Here is a 17,336-nt window from a genome sequence, read left to right as displayed (position 1 = left end):
CTTCAAATATTTGACATTATATGATACATAAAGTAATATATTATTATATCGAAGAGTTTAAGGAGGCTGATATGGTTCAGAGGTTAATGGTATATAACCTAATAGTGCTGACTTTTGACGCATTTACATATTTTTTTATGAATGAAAAATATAGAGGTTACTTAGGGATTAACGATTATATTAGATTATTTAGTAATCCAATGTATAGGAAAAATCTTCTTACCAAAATTTTTATAGTAGATTTCATAGTCATACTATTTTTTATATTATTTAACTAGTTTAAATTATATAAAATATGTATTGATTTATACTAAAAAATGGTCTACAATATTGGTATTGAAATTAAAAAAAATGGAGGAGCAATGTTAATAAGTAGAGAAGTTGATTACGGGATAAGAATTGTACTTTTATTGTGTGAAACAAATAGAAAAATGGATGCAAAGGAGATTTCAGAAATTTCAGGTGTTTCTATAAGGTTTACACTTAAAATTCTTGGGAAGTTAACTTCATCTGATTTAGTAGAATCATTTCGTGGTGCAAAAGGTGGTTATATAGCAGCAAAAAGACCTAAAGATATAAGTGTATACGATATAATAGAGGTTTTAGAGGGTGGAATTAAAGTCAATGGATGTTTTGAAGACAAGACGAGTTGTACAGCTTCTAAAATGGCTTCATGTGGATTAAGATGTAAATTAGAGGGAGTTAATTTGAAAATAAAAGAGGAATTAGAAAAAATAACTATGGATAAGATTGAAAATTGTTCAGGATACGATTCATATTAAACTCGCATATTTTTAAGAAGAATTTAAAAGGGAGATTTTGGGAAATGAAAATTTTGAAAACAAAGGGTGTTTGTGCAAAAAAAATCGGTATAGAGTTAAATGGAGATATTGTTGAAAAAATTCAATTTTTTGGAGGATGCGACGGAAATACTGTTGCTATTGAAAAGTTGGTTGAAGGCATGAAAGTGGAAAATGTAATACAAAAACTGGAAGGGATTGATTGCTCAGAGAGAGGAACATCTTGTCCAGACCAATTGGCTAAATTGTTGAGAGAGTTAGTTTAATAGCAAGGAAATTCTAAAATTAGATAGTATAAAGAGATAAATGGTTGTATTGATTTAATTTAGGAGGTCTTTAAAATGAAAAAATTACTTGTAGGTTCAATTTTAGGTTTAATGTTAGTAGGTTGCTCAAACATGACATCTAGAGAAAAAAGTGCATTGGTAGGAGCTGGAGCTGGGGCGTTAGTTGGAACGGCGATTTCGGGAAATTCTAAAGGCGCTTTAATAGGAGCAGGTGTTGGAGCATTAGGTGGGGCAGCAGTGGATAACTACGACAAAAAAGGGAATATTTTAGGAAATTAGGAAATAAAAAACCCTCTGATTAAAAAGAGGGTTTTTATTATTTGAGTATATTTATACTTGTTGTAAAAAAGTTAGAGCCATTTTAGCTGTAACAATAGTTGTTATAATAAGAAAAACAGGGCGTATAAATTTTGTTCCTCTTGTGACAGCAACTTTAGCACCAAAACTAGCACCAATTAGCATTACGATTCCAACTGTAAGAGCATACATATATACAATTTTACCATAGTACATGAATGTGATAACACTAGCAACATTACTAGCTAAATTTAAAAATTTTGAATTTCCACTGGCTCTAATAAAATCTAATTTAAAAATTTCAATAAACCCAAATATTATAAATGACCCCGTTCCTGGACCGAAAAATCCATCATAAAATCCAAGAGAAAATGCCATAAGTATTCCAAGTTTTAGGTTTTTAGAATTTACTCCTTGAAAATTGTCATGATTACCCAAATTTTTGTTTTTTAAAGTATAGATAAGAACAAAAACAAGTAGAAAAAATGCAATAGGATAGAGATATTTTGAATCAATTAAAATAACCGCTTTAACTCCTAGAATAGCTCCAATAAAAGAGAAAGGAATTAGGTATTTAATTAAAGCCCAATTTATCATTCCTGAACGAGCAAACTTAAAGGCGCTTCCACTACTTGAGAAAAAAGCTGCAAGTTTATTTGTTCCGAGTGCCATATGTGGATTAAGTCCCGCAGCTAAAAAGGCTGGTAAACTAATCAATCCACCTCCACCGGCAATAGCGTCAACAAAAGCTGCACAAAAACAAGCGGAAGCTAAAAATATAAAATTGATTAAAGAAATCTCTGAAAAAAAGGTTTCGAACATTAAAGTGCCCCCTAGTTAATTATTTGTTTTGAGTATATCACTAAAACTATTTTTGCACAATCTCTCTTTTTCTCGCTTAGTCAATTTTTTAATTCTAAGTTCCTCTTTAGAAGCTTCAGACCTATTTTCTTTGATAAAGATTGCCTCAATCTTTATTGGTTTATAAATTTTTGTGTATTTTGCTCCTTTTCCAGCTATGTGTTGCTGAAATCGCTTTATAACATCCGTAGTGATACCTGTGTATAGAGAGTTATTTTCACATCTCAAAATGTAAACGTACCACTTTTTGTTTAAATTATCCATATATATCCTCGCTACAATAGTTATATAGGATATTATAATGTGTCAGTGAACTTTTTAAAAGCTTTTTTTCCTAGAGTATTCCTTTTAAAGACACCTGCGTGTTCTAAAACTATGGAGAAAGTTTTTCCAATCTCCTCTTTTAAAATATCGGATGTTATAGTCTCATCTCTTTTAGATACTATATTTTTAATCCACTCATAATGTTTATTAAGAATAGGGTTCTCTTTTAAGGTTGTTATCCAATCTGGTTTTTTTAGTTCCTTTTCTAAAAGAGTCATCTCCTCTTGAAGTCTTCCCGGTAAAATGGCAAGTCCCATTACTTCGATAAGCCCAATATTTTCTTTTTTTATGTTGTGAACTTCAGAATGTGGATGAAATATACCTAAAGGGTGCTCGGATGAAGTTCGGTTATTTCTCAGTGCTAAGTCTATTTGATATTTATTTCCAGATTTTCTAGCAATAGGTGTGACTGTGTTATGTGGAATATCTCCAGTATAAGCTAGGATATTTACACTTTCATCACTATAATTTTTCCATTTTTCAAAAATATATTCGGCTGCTTTTGACAGAGTTTTCTTATCTTTTGAAGAGATTCTAATAACAGATACAGGCCATTTAATAGTTCCACAATCGACTTCAGGGAAGTTTTTCATTGTAAATGTATTTTCTATCGGAGCTTTCTCCATAGGGAATACGTGTTTACCAGCTTGATAATGGTCGTGAGATAGAATAGAGCCCCCAACTATTGGTAAATCAGCATTAGAACCCACACAATAGTGTGGAAAAATTTCGATAAATTCTAAGAGTCGGTCAAAAGTATCTTTATTTATCTTCATAGGTCTATGTTCACCACAGAAGACAATAGAATGTTCATTATAATAAACGTACGGAGAAAATTGGAAATACCAATTTTCAGATTTCAAATTCATAGGGATAACTCTATGAGTCTGCCTAGCTGGATGATTGAGTCTTCCACTATACCCAACATTTTCTAAGCATAAAAGACAGTTTGGATATGAAGATTTGGGCATAAGTTTTTCTCTTTCGATATCCTTAGGATCTTTTTCAGGCTTGGCTAAATTGATAGTTATCTCTAAGTTACCATAAGGTGTATTTGAAAACCAATGTAGATTTCGTTTTATTCTGGCCTCTCTAATGTAGTTTGTATTTTTTGAGAATTCATAGTAATTAGCTGTCGCTTTTTCAGATGAAATTTTAAAGTCCTCATTAAATTTATTGATAACTTCTTTTGGTCTAGGAGTGATACAATTCATTAGCTTAGTATCTAAAAGCTCCATTTCTGCCGGAGAGTCATTGATTAAATTATTTTTAGTAGCCCAGTGGCAAAAATCTAAAAGTATAACTTCGATATCCCTTCCTGTTTTAGCATCTTCGTATTTCCAATCATTTAAGGAGAGAACATCAAGTAAAAGATTTCTTGAATAAATCTCTTCAGATGAATCGATTAATCTCTTTTGTAGCCCATAATTTAAAAGTTCTTGTATCAAAGAGTAAATCATTAGAAATCACCTAACTTTTTAGCTCCATCACCTGGATTTCCAATATAGAATGTAGCTTCTAAACCTGTTTTTTCCTTGTATTTCTTTCCAACATTTTCAATAAATTTTTCAATGCAATCATTTTTAACAAGAGATACTGTACATCCACCAAATCCTGCTCCTGTCATTCTAGAACCAATAGTTCCCTCTTCCTTCCAAGCAGCTTCAACTAAACTATCAAGTTCAATACCAGTAACTTCATAATCCTCTTTTAAAGATTTATGAGAGCTATTCATAAGTTTTCCAAAAGTTGATACATTTCCGTTTTTTAAGCATTTCATAGCTTTTAGAACTCTTTCGTTTTCAGTGACAGCGTGTCTTACTCTGGGTATTGCTTCTTCAGATTTTATAAAATGTTTTGTATTTTCAAACATTTCTGAATCCATATCACAAAGAGTATCAATGTTGACACCGTTTTCTTTTAAATCTTTCAGAGCACTTTCACAAGAATCTCTTCTTTCGTTGTACTTAGATTCACCAAGACCTCTTCTTTTATTTGTGTTTGCAATAATAATGGAGGTGTTACTTAAAATAAATGGAGCATAGCTGTATTCAAGTGTGTTACAGTCCAGAAGAACAGCATGATCTTTTTTACCCATTCCAATAGAGAATTGATCCATTATACCGCAATTGACACCAATAAATTCATTCTCTGTTTTTTGGCTAAGTTTAACCATTTCAATCATATCAATGTTCAAATTAAATAGAGTCTTAAGAATTACTGAGGTTAGGACTTCGATAGAAGCTGAAGATGACAAACCAGCGCCATTAGGTATATTTCCAAAGAATAGAACATCAAATCCACTATCTATATCAAAACCAGAATTTAAAAAAGTCTTTATAACCCCTTTAGGATAGTTAGCCCAGTCATCTTTTTTATCATATACTAAACAATCTAAAGAAAACTCGATAATCCCCAAATTTTTAAAATTCTCAGAATACATTCTAAAAGTTTTGTCCTCTCTTTTAGTGACAACAGCATAAGTACCAAAATCTAATGCACATGGAAAAACTTTTCCACCGTTGTAATCGATATGTTCCCCAATTAAATTGACTCTACCTGGAGCAAAAAAAACTTCAGTTGAAATTCCCTCTTCTTTTTTAAACTCTTTTTTAAAGTTTTTTACTAAGTTATTGATAAGTTCCATAAATAATCTCCCCTTTGTTTTACTGTTTTGATTTGAGTATACTTTAAAAATGGATTACTTACAAAGTAAAAATGTAATTTTAAAACAAAGTTAATTAAAAAAGTAAAAAAAGTTAATGTTAAATACATTGACTTGAAGAGTTGCATGGGGGTATTATAAATTATATAGAATTAGGGAGGAAAATATGGAATTTACACAATCTCAATTGAGAATATTGGAGATGATAAAAAATAAAGATAAAATATCTCGAAAGAGAATAGCAGAAGAGCTAGAGTTAACTCCAGCTGCTATAACAAAATCAATTGAACCACTACTTCGATATGGGGTAATCTTAGAAGTTTCACAAAGAGAATCAACTGGTGGGCGACGAGCAATAGATTTATCGTTGAATAAACATTGGGTAGGAAAAATTTTAGGAATATCTTTGACCCCTATATCGGTGGTAATTTCAGTTGGTAATGTGGCGGGGGAGATATTTAAAACAAAAAGCTATAAAATAGCAGAAAATAAGGAGTTAATTGATTATTTAGAAAAGGTTATTCAAAAGGAGTTGCAGGAGGAGAAAGGAATAAAAGTTATATCCATGGCAATAACAGGACTCATAAATTCAGAAAAAGGAGTTATTGTTTTTTCTCCTCATTATAAGAGAAAAAAAATTGATATAAGAGATATAATTGAAAAGCGATTTAATATACCAATATTGATAGAAAATGATGTTAGAGCTATGGCATTGACAGAAAAATATTTTGGAGGGGCTAAAGAAAGCGAAAATTATGTAGTTTTAAATGTGTCAGAGGGCATTGGGAGTTCAATTTTTGTAAATGGAAATTTACTGTCAGGACATGGTTTTATTTCTGGAGAGATTGGTCATGTGGTTATGGATAGAAGTAGCTTAAGAAGATGTTCCTGTGGGAAAAGAGGGTGTCTAGAGGCGGAGGCTTCAAATAAAGCTATTATAAATAGGCTTATCTCCATGGTTAAATTGAATAATTACAGCTCTTTGAAAGAGACGCTTATTACAAAAGGAAGTATAGGTATTTTAGATATTTTACAGGGAGTTAAAGAGAGAGATTTTTTAAGTACAAAAGTGAGCACTGAGGCTATGGTTACAATTGCTCATAGTATAGATATGATAATATCTTTGATAAATCCAGAAAAAATAATACTGGTGGGAGAGTTATTTAAGGAAAGGTTACTTCTGAATACCTTAAAATTGGAGTTACAAAGGGTTACTTTAGAAGAGCAAAAATATGACTTGATAGTTTCAAATATGTTGGATGAAATGCACACATATAATCCAATATCAGTTGTAAGACATAATTTGTTCAAAAAAAATATGTGGAGGGATGAAGTGTGAAGTTAAATGTTATAGAGTTTGGAAAAACGGTTAATAATGAGCAGGTATTTTTATATAATTTAGAAAATGAATTTATAAATTTAGAAATTATTTCTTTGGGTGGAATTATAAAATCTTTAAAAACGACCGATAAAAATGGTAAATTTGAAAATATAGTTTTAGGATATAAAACTTTAGCAGAATATGAAAAAAATGAATATTTTTATGGATGTATAACAGGAAGAGTTGCAGGAAGAACAAGATGTGGAATTTTAAAAATAGGAAATGAAGTTTTTGAACTTGAAAAAAATAATGGTGGGAATAATTTACATGGGGGTTCAAATGCATTAAATACTAAAGTGTGGAAGGGGGAAGTAAGAGCGGAAGGGGAAAAGGGTATTTTAATTTTAACATACAAAAGTTTACATTTAGAAAATGGATTTCCGGGAGAGGTAGACTTTAAAGTTGTTTATACTTTAGAAAAAAACAGATTAAAAATAGAATATTTTGGAAAAAGTGATAGAGATACCTATATAAATCTAACTAATCATACATATTTTAATTTGAGTGGGGATAGTAAATATAACATAGAGGAACAATTTTTAAAAATTAATGCAAAAGGCTATGGATGGGTAGATGAGAGTACGCTTCCTATAAAAATGGAAAGAGAGAATAATTTTATTAAATTTGAAAGTTATGAAAAATTAAAAGATATACTGGAGTTGTCACATAAACAGATAGAGATTGTTGGAGGTGGTATTGATCATCCTTTTGAGCTATCTAAAAAATATAATTTTGATGTTGAACTAAAAGATGAAAAATCTGGAAGGAGTTTAAAGGTAAAATCTAGTGAACCCGTAGCAGTTATTTATACAGGGAATTTTTTAGAGAAAAAACACAATGGAATATGTTTTGAAATGCAAGATTATCCAGATATTTTTAATTTTATGCCAGAAAAGGCTAAAATTTATAATGAAAAATTAGAATATTATACATATACAACCTTCTTGTTTAATGACTAATTGTAAAATAATTGTAAAAAAAGAATTAAAAATAAACAAAAACTGTTGTAAAAAAATAAAAAATGCTATATAATGACTTCAGATTTAGTAAAAAATAAGGAGGAAGAATTAATATGGCAGAAGTAATATTAAGAAAAGTAGAAAAACAATATCCTAATGGATTTAAAGCAGTTCATGGTATCGACCTTAACATCAAAGATGGAGAGTTTATGGTATTTGTAGGACCATCTGGTTGTGCAAAGTCAACTACTCTTAGAATGGTTGCAGGTTTAGAAGAGATTACAGGTGGGGAAATCTATATAGGAGAAAAGCTAGTTAATGACTTACCTCCAAAAGATAGAGGAATAGCAATGGTTTTTCAGAACTATGCTCTTTATCCACATATGACAGTTTATGACAATATGGCATTTGGACTTAAAATGGCTAAGGTTCCTAAGAATGAAATTGATAAAAGGGTTAAAGAAGCAGCTGAAAAACTTGAAATCACAGATCTTTTAGATAGAAAACCAAAAGAGATGTCTGGAGGTCAGAGACAAAGGGTAGCGGTAGGGAGAGCTATTGTAAGAAAACCAGAGGTATTTTTATTTGATGAACCACTGTCAAATTTAGACGCAAAATTAAGAGTTTCTATGAGGGTAAGAATAACTCAGCTCCATAAGCAATTGAAAGAAGAGGGACAAAATGCGACAATGATCTATGTTACGCATGACCAAGTTGAAGCAATGACAATGGGAGATAGAATTTGTGTATTAAACTATGGAAAAATTATGCAAGTGGACACACCATTAAATTTATATAACGCTCCAGCAAATAAGTTTGTGGCAGGATTTATAGGATCTCCAGCAATGAACATAGTAAAAGTTTCTTTAATTTCAGAAGGAGAAAAAACATTGGTGAAGTTGCCTAATGGAAACAAATTGGAGTTACCAAAAGAGAAAGCTCAAAAGGTAAAAAGCTATGTGGGGAGAGAAGTTTGGTTTGGAATAAGACCAGAGAATGTAGGGAATAAAAATACGGCAAAGCCAAGCGATTCGTCATTGGTTGGAAAAGTAAATATAGTGGAACAGATGGGAAATGAAGAGTTTATCTATTTCTTTATAGGGGATGCACAGTATACAGCAAGAATTCCAGCGGAAAAATCCACAGGAGCGAGTTTTAATCAGCAAGAAAATTTCTATTTTGAAATGGATAAATGTCATCTATTTGATGTGGAAACAGAAAAAAATATAACAATCTAATAGTATAAATATAAAAGGAGGCTTCTGATAAAGAGGCCTCTTTTTTAATAGATATTCATAAAGTTTATCAATTCTTTTTGATTTAACGGTTCGCTTATGTAAAAACCTTGTATATAGACGTTCTGAATTTGACTTTGCATTAAAAAATATAGTTCACTGGATTTTTCAACCCCTTCAAAAATAATATCTAACTCTAACTTTTTTAAAAAATCAAAAAAAGAAAATAAAATCTTATTACCATTAGGTGTATTGAGTAGTTTTAGGATAGATTTATCAACCTTTATTCCAGAAATAGGATATGAACTAAGGGCAAATAAGTTTGAGAAATCAATACTGAAATCATCTAAAAAAATACGTATACCTAAATTTTTTAGAAAGGTGAGGTGTTTTTGAATCAATTTTATATCAATTGCTTCCACAGTTTCTGTAATTTCAATAGCAATAAGACTTTTTTTAATGTTTTTATATTTTTCCAAAACAGAGGAAAAAATATTTTCAAACATCTTATTTTCCAAAGTTTTAATAGATAAATTTATAGATGTTTTTATATTAGTTTTATCAATAAAATTTAAAGCAGATTCAACTGCGAATAAATCTATTTTCCATATCAAATTTTCATCTTCAGCAACTTTAATAAACTCTAGAGGTGATATATAGGTATTATTAGTATGTTGCCATCTTGTTAAAATTTCAACGCCAGTAACTTTTTTTGAATTTAAAGCCAGTTGTGGTTGAAAAACGTGTGTTAATTGAGAAAAATCATCATTTGTTAAACTATTTAAAATATGATTGCGATACATAAAAAAATCACCTCACTAGTTACTTATTGTAAATAATAATAACAGGTATTTAAAAATAAGATAGTCCAAAATAAGACTGCAATTAATGAAGGTCCATGATATATTTCTTTGACACCTGTTATTATATAGAGATTTTTGGATAAAATAAATTACAAAAGATTCTAATTTTAAAAAAAAGTTCACCATGTTAGTATTATATAACAAATAAAAATATAGTAAAGGAATGTGCTGAAAAAGAGATGGAATTAGAAAAAAATGAGTTCAAGTTTTTAGAAGATAATAAGGTTTACAACATTCTGGAAGGAAAAGTATTGGTGAGGTATATTTTTTCTGATGGAAAGGTGGTAAATAATGAAGTTTATCTTGAGAGTGGAGATATGGTGGGGAATTTTTTTAAAATATTCAATATATATGGGGATATGACTAAAGATTTGGCAATAGAGATTGAGGCTTTGGAGAACACTAAATTGCTTGTGAATAGTTGTGAGGACCTTATAAGTAGCTTGGAAAAAGATAAGTTGGGTATGTTAAAAAATTTGGTGGAGCAGATGCTAAAAAAACAACTGATAAATATACTGCACCATAAGTATGGGAAAAAAGGATATATACTAGCTACTTTGTTGTTACATTCAAATGAAGAGGGAGATGTTCAAAGTAGTTTTCTGAATCATGAGAGATTTAACTTGAGTAGAAGTCAGTTTTTTTTAACAATGGGAGAGTTAAAAAAAGATTGCATAGTGGTTAAGTACAAAAAAGGTATTAGAATAAATAGAAACGAAGCTGAGAAATATCTAGAATTGGAAGGATAAATTTTGGAGGGGCGATGGGAATAAAAAAAATACATATAAAAATACTTGAGTGTTATGAGTATGATGATTATACGGTCAAAGAGTTAAAAGGGATACTAGGTATATCTGAAAAGAAAATTAGGTTGTATATCAATGAACTGTACGAATATTGTGGTGTGGATAATTTAAGTGGGTTAAAGTCAGTGATACGAAAAAATAGTGGGTGGAGAAGAGAAATAAAAAACGATTTAGAGATAGAAAAGGATGATAGAGAGAAGATTATCCAAATCGAATTTTTAATGAATGATATTGTAAACTTGAATGAGATAAGTTATAGATTAAAAGTAAATAGAAGAACAATAACTGAAGATTTAAAAAAAGTTCGGAATACCTTAAAAGAGTTTAAATTAGACTATGGTGCGACACGTTTTATGATGAAAAGTCATGACATGTTAAAAGTAGCTTAAGATTAAGTGAAGGAGATAGAGAACTGTATTTTCGAGAAGTAGAATGATGGGGTAACGCCCTGAAATGCTTCCTCTGATACTCCGATATGCGATTAGATTCTAACTAAATCTAATGGTATAAAGCTCGGTGAAGTCGGTTGAGAGTTATCCCTAACAGTTAGGCTGAGGAAATGCGAACCAGAGGTGGTCGAGATAATGATAGACCGGGAGTCAAATCTATATGGTTAGAATGTGTTTTACACTGACGAAGTTATGAATGTAAGGGTCTAGACTAGAGTACAATAGAAATGTTGTAACTACATTTGTAGGGTAAGTGGTGAAAAGTAAAAATCGTAGTTATGAAATTCACTATATTGTTACAGGCAATATCCAGCTTACAGGCTTAAAATAACGACCTAAGTGGGTTTAATGATAGAAAATATGGAACGTGGAAAGCAAGGCACAACAAAAATCCTAGTTAGAGGGTTGATGAATATAAGTTGAGAGGTCAATGAAATTTCTTTAGTCTTGTGAGAGCAGGGGTACAGTACTGGTGAAACCATGATAACAAGTGGTGGAGGGATAGCCCCAAGTCAATAATTTTTGAAATTAATTAAATTTAATCATAAATTATGATGGAACGCCGTATGCGATAAAAGTCGCACGTACGGTGTGGAGCAAGGGAAAAGGTGGAGATGAAAAATCAAGACTTTACCTATTGTTATTTAGCTTAAACTCAAAGGGTATAAAATTAGTGGGAGAAGAAAGAGATAAAAAAATATTTTTTAACGCATTGTTATATAGAATATTTTTGGAAAGAAGATATTTATCAAATATCTATAATTTTTTATTTGATAGCTTTAATGAGATTATTGACGAAAAAATTCAAAATATAACTCAAAGGATACTAAAGAAAAAAAATGTGATTGAGCATACATATATAGTATTACAGATTGAGATTTTAATATATTTAAGTGTAATAAAAAATGGTAAAAAGTTTACTCTCAATGTATTTCGTGAAGAGATAAAAGAGATAATTGAACTATGTAATAGAAACAAAGTGGAAAATATATTTGAGACTTATTCAAAAGAGTTTGGAGATACAGAGAAGTTTATAAAATATTTAGAAGATAAAAGTGGTTATAGTATTGATTTATCAAAGAAGAGTTTTATAGGGTTAGTGAGTCGGTTAAAATTAATCGAATTTAAACAGCAGTTCACAATCAAAGAGATATATTTAATAAATAGAAAATTTAAAATGGAAGAGAAGGAAGTTTTCGGAGATCTTTTCAAATTAATAGATAACTATTTTGATAATAAAATAGATAGTTTGGATAGAATAAGTATATTTTTGATATTGAAAAGGCATATATATTTTAAAAATGATTTTAAATTAAAAAATAATGAAAAAAATATTATAGTTTATGATATTTTTCAACGACTTATTTTAGAAGAGGTTGAAGAGGAACTTAAAGTAAGAGAGATAGAGATTTATGATTTGGTATCGACATATACATTAAAAATATATTTACAAGATAATAGTGTTAAAAATATATTGATTTTTGAAAAAATTGATTTGGAAGAGTTTATAGAGATAAAAGGTAAAATAACTGTAATAGAAGCTACATTTCCTCTAGAGGAAGTGGATTATTTTGAGATAAAGAAAATATTAAGGTAGAAAAATGGTGAAATAGTAGTGAAAGAAGTTTCAAAGATTATAAATAAAGTTTTAAAAAAAGATGGAGTAAAAAATTTTGAAGAGATATTGGATCAAATAAATGAAATGATTTCATATACAGATTTAGAGGGGAAGATATACTATTTAAATATTGCTTTTGCTGAATTTTTGGGTGATTCAAAGGAAAACATAATAGGGAAAGAGGAAGGATGCTACCTTCCAGTGGAACTAAAAGATATATGTCTACAAAATAATAGAGATGCTTATAAAAATGGTATTTTAAAGAAGGTAGATATTTTTGACGGGCGAATTTTTGAAGTTTTTAAAAGTAAGGTCAGTTTTAAGGAAGAGAAACAAAAAAATATAAAAATATTTACAGTGATAAAAATAAAAGATTGCTAAAAAATGGGATGGTAACTTTTAAAATAAGCATCTCATTTTTTTATGGAAAAATTTAATGTTAAAAATCCAAATTTGGACTGCATTAAAATATAAAAGTTGATATTGTTAATAAGCACACTAAATATTGATTAATAATTTTTTAGGAGTTGAGAAGGATGAAAAATAAAATATGGCTATTATCTTTATTATTGATATTGTTAAGCTACGTTAAAACAGTGACATATTCAATGGGTGGAAAAACTTATTACAAAATCTCTTTAAAAAAATTAAACTCCAAATTAGAGTACTTGGATGAGAAATTGAAGGAGAGAGAGTAAAATGAAAAAACTTATTTTGGGAGTATTATTATTTTCAACTTTAATTTATGGACAAAGTGAATTTTCGGAAGAATATGAGAAAAAAATAGAGCAATTGGGAGAATATGAAGAGTTTAGGCATGAGATAGAGGAGAGAATAACATATATTGAAACTTTGAAAGAGGTTGGTTCAGATATCCATGATGAAATTTTAATAGAATACAAAGAGTTAAAAGAGGAGTTAGATAGAGATATAAAAATTTTGGAAATGGAAATAAAGAATGCGAACGTTTAAACTATTTCTACTTTTGATGGTAGTGTGCTTTACAAGAGGTTATTCCTATATAAATGTATATCCATATAGGGTTTATTTGGATGTAGAAAAAAATCTAAAAAATGAAGAGATAATCCTTTACAACAAGACATCAAAACCGGTGAGATATAAATTTAGTATAAAAGATGAAGAGTTAAAAGAGATAGTATCTTTTTATCCACAAGTGATAACGGTAGGTAGTGGAGAGGAAAAAAAGATAAAATTAAAACTAGAAAATAATTGGAAAAAGTTTAATTTAGAAGAGCATTCAAGTGAAATACTGATAGAGCAGCTTAGAGTTCCAGTAAAGGATAGTAAAGGAAATTTTGTTCAAAGTACAGGCTTTGAGGTATACCCTAAAGTAAAGATTCCATTGAAGATATATTTGGGAAATGAAAAGATGGTTTTAGAAAAAAATGGTAAAACAGTTTTGAAAAATATAAGTGGAAGAGAATTGAATTTTGAAATTTTTTATAAAAAAATAAAAAAGGATAAAAAAGATCCACTGGGATTCATAAAGAGTATTAGATTAAAAAATGAAGAAGAGATTGATTTGAATGAAGATATTGAACATTACAGAGAAAATAATAAAGTAGTGGAGAGAATAGAGTTAAAAAATTTAGAAATCTATGAAAAATTTAGCAATAGGTTAGTTGAGATAAAGTGAGGCGATTGAGATAAAAAGATTTTTATATAAAATGAGTGTATCTATTTTATTTGGGATTTTGGGAATGGGCAGTTTAGCATCAAGTTTACTTCCAATGAAGTTTGATAAAAGAATAGATGGTAATGGTGGATACCTAGAGTATCAAGTTGAAAATCCAACCAATGAAACAGTAAGATATAAAATATATAAGAAACCTGAAACTAGAGATTTGAAAGATAAGGGAATAATTGGAAGTATGGACAGATGGATAGAGTTTTATCCAAAAATTTTAACAATTCCACCTAGGTCAAGAGGAGTGGTAAAGTTAGCTATAAAAGCTCCAAAGAGTGCTGCCGTTGGAGAGTATGCAGCAAGAGTGGGAACGTTACCAGTAGCTATACCAAAAACTGGAGGAGAGGGAAGTGCTATAAATGCACAGATAAGTTTACCAATAGGTACGGAGATGCAGATATTTGGATATGTGGGTGATCTTGCTCCCAAAGTAGAGGGAACTTTAAAAGAAAAGAAAACTGAAAAAGGAAGCTTTGTAGCGGGAAAGATAAAGAATGTAGGAACATCTGGAGTAAATATATTGGCGTTTTATAGATATAGAGATAGTACGGGAACTCAAACGAAGATAATGCCACTTGGAAGGTTGACACCGGGAGATGAGATTGAGATAGACACAAGTAGAATTAGTGGAACAAAGGAACATAAAGCACTGGAGTTATCAATAAAAGAGGATGGCGGAAATACAGCTTTTGTAACCTATAGATAATATCGATAGAAATAGAGAGAATCTATTTTATATAAAGTAAAATTCTTAGGAGGAAAAAATGAAAAAAATATTAATGACAGTAGCAATTTTAACAGTAGGAGCAGCAGCTTATGCAAATGTATCAGCACCAGTAAACGTATCACTAGATGTAATAACAACATCAAACTTAGTATTAATGGATGGAGCAACTCAATTAACTCAAATTGATTTAGCTCACCCACAAATTCTTTTATCAGCAGCAGGAACAACAACAACATCTTCAGTTGTATCAAAAACATTTACAGCTCAAACAGGAGATGGATCTGATATTATGGTAACAGGAAATAATAAAGCAACTGTAGATTATACTTTAAATGGAATAGGACCAGCAGGATTATTAGCTTTAACAAATGGAGCTGAACATTTAGATTCAACATTAGCACTAGCTAGAACATCTGATGATGTCGTTGGAGCTGGAATTGCAGCAGCAACTGCTAATACTATCACTTCAACAATAGCACCAAATGCTTTAAATAGTTTAACAGCAACAGGAACTTACGCAGGAAACGCTACTTTAAATGTAACTGTAACTCAAGTTCAATAATATTTTTACTTAGGGGACAAACTTTGTCCCTTTTCTAAAGAGATTATTAAAAAGGAGAGAGTCTATGAAAAGAATATTTTTAATGATATTTATTATGTTGAAAGCTATTTTAGCTTATGGAGCAATCAGTATATCGCCGATAGATTACGATATAGATCTGTTGAATAAAACACATAAAGTCTTTACTTTAAGAAATGTAGGAAATGTAGAAGCTACATATACAGTGGAGTTAGATAAAAATTATGATTTAGGAAAGTATATATCTTATAAAAAAGAGATATTTAAACTGTTGCCAGGTGAAAAAAAAGAGATAATTTTAAAAATAGATGTGAATGAAAAAAAGCTATCGAATCAAGAATATATAGGTAAACTTTATATATTGGAAAAGCAACAAGTAAAAAATATGACTTATGAGACAAATACGATACTAAATATTTATGGTTATGTTGGAGAGCTTAAAGAGGAGTTTATCTTGAAATCATTGGAAAAAAAGGGAGATGTACTGATTGGAGAGCTTAAAAACGAATCTTTGAGAAAAGTGGATGTACTATTTAGAGTAGTGGATGAAAATGAAAATATCTTAATAACTAAAAAGATAAGGGTATTAAAAGATAAAAAGTTTAATCTATTCGAGCTTGGATTGATGGAAGAGTTCAAAACAGGTAAAAAAATAGTTCTTGAAAGTAGGGATACGAAAATAGAAAAAGAGATTTAAGGGGGCAAAATTGAAAAAAAAATACTTTATCATTGTTGCATTGATTTTAATTGCTCAAGAAACTTTTTCTAAAGAGTTAAGAAATGAAATCATCCCCCACGCAACTAAAGAAGTGGAATATTTAGAAAAAAAAGAAGTTCAATCTGGTGAGGATGAGGATTATGAAAACCAAGAATTATTATTAGATGAGTATATTCAAGAGGATGGAGAAGGAATTTATGATTTTTATATAAATGGAAGAGGAGTTTCAAGAACTTATCCTGTTTATATACAAAACAAAGAGGTGTATCTGTCCCTCTATGACTTTATAGATCTATTGGAGATAAAAGATTATAAAAAAAGAAATGGAGTTTTAATAGTAAAGATAGGTATTGATGGAACTCCAAGAGAGATAGATTTAAATACAAAGATTATAGAAAAAAAAACAAAGTCTGGAAAAACTCTTTCGAGGAAAAATTATGAGGATAGCATAATAAAGAAAAATGGTGTTATATATATAAAAAAATCAGCCTTTGAAGAAACATTTGATTCAGTGATAAAGTGTAATAATGAAAAATTGTCGATAAATATGAGTACAAAGTTTGAAACCCCAGAGGATATAAAGGTTATATTACAAAATAAAATAAATAATGCGAGTGAACAAAAAGAGAGTAAAGAGATTTTATATACAAGTGAAAAAGAGTTGTTTACTCTAGGAAATGCTCGTATTAATTTGAGTCAAGATTTCTCTAAAGGTGCTGAAGAGAAAAAGATAAAAAACGATTGGGGTGGAAATCTAGAGTATAGTGGAGGTCTACTATATGGAAATGTGACTACAAGTTACAACGTAAAAGAGAAGGAACTTGGAACTGTAGAGCTAGTGTATAAGGATATTTGGAGAGGTCATACTTTAACGACAGGGAGCTATTCCACTGGAAAAAAACGAGAGCTTGGACTGAGATTTGAGAAAGAGCGTGGATACTTTTCAACTGGAAAAGAGGTAGTTATAAGAGAAAGAGTACCTATCGGAAGTGTTGTTGAGTTAATATTTTTAGGAACAGCTATTGATATTTAAACTGCTATAGATGGTTATGTAGAGT

General features: G+C 29.9%; 23 protein-coding genes. 18 read left to right on the top strand and 5 right to left on the bottom strand.

The genetic code is table 11. The annotated features are described in order from the left end of the window. The first annotated feature begins 71 nt into the window (after window positions 1–71). From ACWI69_RS05025 to ACWI69_RS05010, 4 genes are all read left to right on the top strand, one after another. A complete protein-coding gene (locus ACWI69_RS05025) occupies window positions 72–278 on the top strand; it encodes a hypothetical protein (protein WP_448820757.1) in 207 nt (68 codons plus the stop codon). Between the two features lie 84 nt (window positions 279–362). Beyond that, window positions 363–782, top strand: a complete 420-nt coding sequence (locus ACWI69_RS05020) for an RrF2 family transcriptional regulator (protein ID WP_448820756.1) — start codon at window positions 363–365, stop codon at window positions 780–782. A 44-nt stretch (window positions 783–826) separates the two neighbouring features. Continuing rightward, window positions 827–1,066, top strand: coding sequence for a TIGR03905 family TSCPD domain-containing protein (locus ACWI69_RS05015; protein WP_448820755.1), 240 nt, complete (start codon window positions 827–829; stop codon window positions 1,064–1,066). A 75-nt stretch (window positions 1,067–1,141) separates the two neighbouring features. After that, window positions 1,142–1,366 (top strand): YMGG-like glycine zipper-containing protein, encoded by a 225-nt coding sequence (locus ACWI69_RS05010; protein ID WP_448820754.1) that lies wholly within the window; start codon window positions 1,142–1,144, stop codon window positions 1,364–1,366. A gap of 51 nt (window positions 1,367–1,417) precedes the next feature. Here the strand turns inward: ACWI69_RS05010 and ACWI69_RS05005 are convergent, their stop codons facing one another. Genes ACWI69_RS05005 through ACWI69_RS04990 form a run of 4 tightly spaced genes read right to left on the bottom strand, consistent with a single transcriptional unit; the run spans window position 1,418 to window position 5,216 of the window. Then, window positions 1,418–2,206: a sulfite exporter TauE/SafE family protein gene (locus ACWI69_RS05005; RefSeq protein WP_448820753.1), complete on the bottom strand. Its 789-nt coding sequence runs from the start codon at window positions 2,204–2,206 to the stop codon at window positions 1,418–1,420. A gap of 15 nt (window positions 2,207–2,221) precedes the next feature. Further along, window positions 2,222–2,509 (bottom strand): GIY-YIG nuclease family protein, encoded by a 288-nt coding sequence (locus tag ACWI69_RS05000; protein ID WP_448820752.1) that lies wholly within the window; start codon window positions 2,507–2,509, stop codon window positions 2,222–2,224. 32 nt (window positions 2,510–2,541) lie between these two features. Continuing rightward, a complete protein-coding gene (gene galT / locus ACWI69_RS04995; protein WP_448820751.1) occupies window positions 2,542–4,029 on the bottom strand; it encodes a UDP-glucose--hexose-1-phosphate uridylyltransferase in 1,488 nt (495 codons plus the stop codon). Then, complete coding sequence (locus ACWI69_RS04990; RefSeq protein ID WP_448820750.1) at window positions 4,029–5,216, bottom strand: galactokinase; 1,188 nt, start codon at window positions 5,214–5,216, stop codon at window positions 4,029–4,031. The genes galT and ACWI69_RS04990 overlap by 1 nt, the downstream gene beginning before the upstream one ends. Window positions 5,217–5,400: 184 nt before the next feature. On the opposite strand from ACWI69_RS04990, the gene ACWI69_RS04985 reads away from it, so the two are divergent. The 3 genes from ACWI69_RS04985 (at window position 5,401) to ACWI69_RS04975 (ending at window position 8,812) form a co-directional block, all read left to right on the top strand. Beyond that, entirely contained in the window at window positions 5,401–6,573 is a 1,173-nt protein-coding gene (locus ACWI69_RS04985) for an ROK family protein (protein WP_448820749.1), read from the top strand. Beyond that, a complete protein-coding gene (locus tag ACWI69_RS04980; RefSeq protein WP_448820748.1) occupies window positions 6,570–7,574 on the top strand; it encodes an aldose epimerase family protein in 1,005 nt (334 codons plus the stop codon). Before ACWI69_RS04985 ends, ACWI69_RS04980 begins: the two co-directional genes overlap by 4 nt. A gap of 113 nt (window positions 7,575–7,687) precedes the next feature. Next, window positions 7,688–8,812 (top strand): ABC transporter ATP-binding protein, encoded by a 1,125-nt coding sequence (locus ACWI69_RS04975; protein ID WP_448820747.1) that lies wholly within the window; start codon window positions 7,688–7,690, stop codon window positions 8,810–8,812. Window positions 8,813–8,856: 44 nt separating this feature from the next. On the opposite strand, the gene ACWI69_RS04970 is transcribed toward ACWI69_RS04975, so the two are convergent. Then, entirely contained in the window at window positions 8,857–9,612 is a 756-nt protein-coding gene (locus ACWI69_RS04970) for an EAL domain-containing protein (RefSeq protein WP_448820746.1), read from the bottom strand. A gap of 239 nt (window positions 9,613–9,851) precedes the next feature. Between ACWI69_RS04970 and ACWI69_RS04965 the strand changes: the two genes are divergently transcribed. The 11 genes from ACWI69_RS04965 (at window position 9,852) to ACWI69_RS04915 (ending at window position 17,311) form a co-directional block, all read left to right on the top strand. Continuing rightward, window positions 9,852–10,421, top strand: coding sequence for a hypothetical protein (locus ACWI69_RS04965; protein WP_448820745.1), 570 nt, complete (start codon window positions 9,852–9,854; stop codon window positions 10,419–10,421). Window positions 10,422–10,435: 14 nt separating this feature from the next. Continuing rightward, window positions 10,436–10,867, top strand: coding sequence for a hypothetical protein (locus ACWI69_RS04960; protein WP_448820744.1), 432 nt, complete (start codon window positions 10,436–10,438; stop codon window positions 10,865–10,867). A gap of 649 nt (window positions 10,868–11,516) precedes the next feature. Next, complete coding sequence (locus tag ACWI69_RS04955) at window positions 11,517–12,524, top strand: hypothetical protein (RefSeq protein WP_448820743.1); 1,008 nt, start codon at window positions 11,517–11,519, stop codon at window positions 12,522–12,524. An 18-nt stretch (window positions 12,525–12,542) separates the two neighbouring features. After that, window positions 12,543–12,926 (top strand): PAS domain-containing protein, encoded by a 384-nt coding sequence (locus ACWI69_RS04950; protein WP_448820742.1) that lies wholly within the window; start codon window positions 12,543–12,545, stop codon window positions 12,924–12,926. Window positions 12,927–13,081: 155 nt separating this feature from the next. Next, window positions 13,082–13,243 carry a hypothetical protein gene (locus tag ACWI69_RS04945; protein WP_448820741.1) on the top strand — a complete coding sequence of 54 codons (162 nt, stop codon included), beginning with the start codon at window positions 13,082–13,084 and terminating at the stop codon, window positions 13,241–13,243. A 1-nt stretch (window position 13,244) separates the two neighbouring features. Continuing rightward, a complete protein-coding gene (locus ACWI69_RS04940; protein WP_448820740.1) occupies window positions 13,245–13,517 on the top strand; it encodes a hypothetical protein in 273 nt (90 codons plus the stop codon). After that, window positions 13,504–14,202: a hypothetical protein gene (locus ACWI69_RS04935; protein ID WP_448820739.1), complete on the top strand. Its 699-nt coding sequence runs from the start codon at window positions 13,504–13,506 to the stop codon at window positions 14,200–14,202. Before ACWI69_RS04940 ends, ACWI69_RS04935 begins: the two co-directional genes overlap by 14 nt. A 31-nt stretch (window positions 14,203–14,233) precedes the next feature. Then, entirely contained in the window at window positions 14,234–14,959 is a 726-nt protein-coding gene (locus tag ACWI69_RS04930; protein WP_448820738.1) for a hypothetical protein, read from the top strand. Window positions 14,960–15,017: 58 nt separating this feature from the next. After that, window positions 15,018–15,542 carry a hypothetical protein gene (locus ACWI69_RS04925; protein ID WP_448820737.1) on the top strand — a complete coding sequence of 175 codons (525 nt, stop codon included), beginning with the start codon at window positions 15,018–15,020 and terminating at the stop codon, window positions 15,540–15,542. A gap of 64 nt (window positions 15,543–15,606) precedes the next feature. Next, window positions 15,607–16,257 carry a hypothetical protein gene (locus tag ACWI69_RS04920; RefSeq protein ID WP_448820736.1) on the top strand — a complete coding sequence of 217 codons (651 nt, stop codon included), beginning with the start codon at window positions 15,607–15,609 and terminating at the stop codon, window positions 16,255–16,257. A gap of 10 nt (window positions 16,258–16,267) precedes the next feature. After that, window positions 16,268–17,311, top strand: coding sequence for a hypothetical protein (locus tag ACWI69_RS04915; protein WP_448820735.1), 1,044 nt, complete (start codon window positions 16,268–16,270; stop codon window positions 17,309–17,311). The last annotated feature ends 25 nt before the right edge of the window (window positions 17,312–17,336 follow it).

The sequence above is a fragment of the Cetobacterium sp. genome (genome assembly GCF_977044495.1).
This window is presented reverse-complemented; position numbering and strand designations above follow the sequence as displayed.

Excerpts from the sequence above, each read along its gene's own strand:
- galT (WP_448820751.1), bottom strand. The coding sequence starts at position 4,029 with ATGATTTACTCTTTGATACAAGAACTTTTAAATTATGGGCTACAAAAG.
- ACWI69_RS04925 (WP_448820737.1), top strand. The coding sequence starts at position 15,018 with ATGAAAAAAATATTAATGACAGTAGCAATTTTAACAGTAGGAGCAGCA.
- ACWI69_RS05020 (WP_448820756.1), top strand. The coding sequence starts at position 363 with ATGTTAATAAGTAGAGAAGTTGATTACGGGATAAGAATTGTACTTTTA.
- ACWI69_RS04945 (WP_448820741.1), top strand. The coding sequence starts at position 13,082 with ATGAAAAATAAAATATGGCTATTATCTTTATTATTGATATTGTTAAGC.
- ACWI69_RS04990 (WP_448820750.1), bottom strand. The coding sequence starts at position 5,216 with ATGGAACTTATCAATAACTTAGTAAAAAACTTTAAAAAAGAGTTTAAA.
- ACWI69_RS04965 (WP_448820745.1), top strand. The coding sequence starts at position 9,852 with ATGGAATTAGAAAAAAATGAGTTCAAGTTTTTAGAAGATAATAAGGTT.
- ACWI69_RS05010 (WP_448820754.1), top strand. The coding sequence starts at position 1,142 with ATGAAAAAATTACTTGTAGGTTCAATTTTAGGTTTAATGTTAGTAGGT.
- ACWI69_RS04985 (WP_448820749.1), top strand. The coding sequence starts at position 5,401 with ATGGAATTTACACAATCTCAATTGAGAATATTGGAGATGATAAAAAAT.
- ACWI69_RS04920 (WP_448820736.1), top strand. The coding sequence starts at position 15,607 with ATGAAAAGAATATTTTTAATGATATTTATTATGTTGAAAGCTATTTTA.
- ACWI69_RS05025 (WP_448820757.1), top strand. The coding sequence starts at position 72 with ATGGTTCAGAGGTTAATGGTATATAACCTAATAGTGCTGACTTTTGAC.
- ACWI69_RS04970 (WP_448820746.1), bottom strand. The coding sequence starts at position 9,612 with ATGTATCGCAATCATATTTTAAATAGTTTAACAAATGATGATTTTTCT.
- ACWI69_RS04975 (WP_448820747.1), top strand. The coding sequence starts at position 7,688 with ATGGCAGAAGTAATATTAAGAAAAGTAGAAAAACAATATCCTAATGGA.
- ACWI69_RS05015 (WP_448820755.1), top strand. The coding sequence starts at position 827 with ATGAAAATTTTGAAAACAAAGGGTGTTTGTGCAAAAAAAATCGGTATA.
- ACWI69_RS05005 (WP_448820753.1), bottom strand. The coding sequence starts at position 2,206 with ATGTTCGAAACCTTTTTTTCAGAGATTTCTTTAATCAATTTTATATTT.
- ACWI69_RS05000 (WP_448820752.1), bottom strand. The coding sequence starts at position 2,509 with ATGGATAATTTAAACAAAAAGTGGTACGTTTACATTTTGAGATGTGAA.
- ACWI69_RS04930 (WP_448820738.1), top strand. The coding sequence starts at position 14,234 with ATGAGTGTATCTATTTTATTTGGGATTTTGGGAATGGGCAGTTTAGCA.
- ACWI69_RS04960 (WP_448820744.1), top strand. The coding sequence starts at position 10,436 with ATGGGAATAAAAAAAATACATATAAAAATACTTGAGTGTTATGAGTAT.
- ACWI69_RS04940 (WP_448820740.1), top strand. The coding sequence starts at position 13,245 with ATGAAAAAACTTATTTTGGGAGTATTATTATTTTCAACTTTAATTTAT.
- ACWI69_RS04935 (WP_448820739.1), top strand. The coding sequence starts at position 13,504 with ATGCGAACGTTTAAACTATTTCTACTTTTGATGGTAGTGTGCTTTACA.